Genomic DNA, 2,101 nt, shown 5'->3' with positions numbered 1-2,101 from the left:
GATTGGTTAAGCGTATTGGTTTCCAGTCTGAAAAGTGGCTGGCCTTTAGTAACATACTGGCCCTCATCTACCAAAACCTGTGTGATATAACCCTGAATTTTTGCACGAACATCATTATTAACACGCCCCTGAATGGAAGCTGGGAATGACTGATATCCCGTGACATTTCTTTCCTGCACTTCAACAACAGGAACTTCTTTAGGGCCTTCAGGCTTTTTCTCCTCTGTCTTTTTACAGGAAAGTACCGATAGCAAAGACAGGGAAATAATGATTAATTTATTTTTCATACTTAAATTTTATGGAGGGTTTCTTCAATATTTTTAATATTCTTAATTAATAAGCTTCTGTAGATTTCGAATTTCTGAAATTCTTCCTGATCTTTACTCTTACGGAACTCGTTGAGCTGATCCAGGATCAATATTTCTTTTTTCATTTTACTGATGATTTCTTCGAAACGCATATTGATGTAATTCTCGTTGATCCGAAAAAACCGTTTTCGTTCCTTTATCGTGTTGAAATCATTGATTAATTTGGCATTTAAAAGCAAATTAATACTCGCAGAAACCGAACTTTTACTGGCAGCGAAAACATGTACAAACTCATCAAAGCAAATCCCCTTTTTCTCGAAATCGAAAATAAGATAGGCGTATATTTTTGCAGCGAGTGGTGGAATATTCAGGGTCTCCCCATAGAATTTCACCATCTCCCGAAAAATCTCTTTATTAAGTTCCAGCGACTGTTTCATTGTATTTTATGCCACAAATATAAAATATTAGTTCGGAACAAACCGAACCAAACTTTAGTTTTAACAAATATTTAGTAATCTTCATCGGGTTTTAAGGATTGCTTTGCCCGAAAATAGCTTTATGATGTACAAAAAATATTAAATTTGCTCCATGGATTTACGCGACCAACTGAAAAACCTTTTCCCGGAACATGAAGAACAGGATTTCGAAATGCCTGAAGAAGCAGCTGTAAAGTCTTTACAGAAAGAGCCACTTGTATGCAAGTTTGAAAAAAAAGGCAGAAACGGTAAGCCGGTGACCTTAATCGAAGGTTTTGAAGGAACTGAGGACGAACTGAAAAATATTTCTAAGAAAATAAAAACCACTTTGGGAATCGGCGGTTCTGCAAAGGACGGAATCATTGTAATCCAGGGAGATAACCGCGATAAAATCATGAAAATCCTTCAGGACATGGGGTATAAAACCAAGCGTGTCGGCGGATAATTCCAGACATTGTTTCATTACCCCAAAAATTCTCCGTACCTTTAAATTCCTTTTTTTTAAAAGGATTTTTTAATTTAAAACAATAATATTATGCTTAATAAATTAGCAGCTTCCGAACTGGTTCTTAATCCAGACGGAAGCGTTTATCACCTGAATCTTTTACCCGAAGACCTTGCAGAAAAAATCATTCTTGTTGGCGATCCGGACCGTGTACCGAAAGTGTCAAAATATTTTGACAAAATTGAAATTCAGAAAAATAAAAGAGAATTCTACACCCACACCGGAACTTTGCGTGGCGAGAGAATTACCGTAATGTCCACCGGAATTGGTACCGAAAACATCGATATCGTAATGAATGAACTCGATGCGTTGGTGAATATCGATTTAAAGGAGAAAGAATTTAAAAGCGACCACAAAGCACTTAAGCTTTTCCGTTTAGGAACCTGCGGCAGCGTAAATCCTGATGTAGAAGTTGATAACATGCTGGTAACCCAAAATGTTGTGGGACTGGATGGGCTGCTTCATTTCTATCAGGATTATCATTTTGAGAACGAATTTTCGAAGAACTTTTTAGATAAATTCCCTTATCAAAAAATAAAGCCAATGTTATATTTCTCCGATTGGGCTGAGGATATTTCCGATTATTACAAAGACGCCAAATACCACGGAAATACTGCAACTTTCCCCGGATTTTATGCTCCACAAGGCAGGCAGCTCCGTTTAAAAGCGCTCGACGATAAGTTCCTGGAGACATTAAATGATCTGGGCATCACCAATTTCGAGATGGAAACCTCTGCAATTTATGGTTTGGCAAAATTATTAGGCCATAAAGCTTTAACCGTGAACGCTGTAATTGCCAACAGAAGACGCGG

Annotated in this window: 4 protein-coding genes; 2 read left to right on the top strand and 2 right to left on the bottom strand. The window is 37.5% G+C overall.

The window, feature by feature from the left end:
* Nucleotides 1–287, bottom strand: a 287-nt coding sequence (locus V5N63_RS07240; RefSeq protein WP_332033415.1) for a biotin/lipoyl-binding protein, incomplete at its 3' end; no start/stop codon positions are given.
* Between the two features lie 2 nt (nucleotides 288–289).
* Nucleotides 290–745 (bottom strand): transcriptional regulator, encoded by a 456-nt coding sequence (locus V5N63_RS07235; RefSeq protein ID WP_332033414.1) that lies wholly within the window; start codon nucleotides 743–745, stop codon nucleotides 290–292.
* A 151-nt stretch (nucleotides 746–896) separates the two neighbouring features.
* Between V5N63_RS07235 and V5N63_RS07230 the strand changes: the two genes are divergently transcribed.
* The gene (locus V5N63_RS07230; protein ID WP_332033413.1) at nucleotides 897–1,229 is read left to right on the top strand and encodes a translation initiation factor; all 333 of its coding nucleotides are present in this window, start codon (nucleotides 897–899) and stop codon (nucleotides 1,227–1,229) included.
* 90 nt (nucleotides 1,230–1,319) lie between these two features.
* Nucleotides 1,320–2,101 (top strand): nucleoside phosphorylase (locus tag V5N63_RS07225; RefSeq protein ID WP_332033412.1); only part of this gene is annotated, 782 nt, incomplete at its 3' end.

It is taken from the genome of Kaistella sp. (assembly GCF_032060305.1).
GTDB classification, from domain to species: Bacteria; Bacteroidota; Bacteroidia; order Flavobacteriales; family Weeksellaceae; genus Kaistella; species Kaistella yananensis.
Note: the sequence above shows the minus strand (reverse complement) of the source record. Positions and strands in the feature narration are given on the sequence as shown.

Coding starts and splice junctions, on each gene's coding strand:
- V5N63_RS07235 (WP_332033414.1), bottom strand. CDS start 745: ATGAAACAGTCGCTGGAACTTAATAAAGAGATTTTTCGGGAGATGGTG.
- V5N63_RS07230 (WP_332033413.1), top strand. CDS start 897: ATGGATTTACGCGACCAACTGAAAAACCTTTTCCCGGAACATGAAGAA.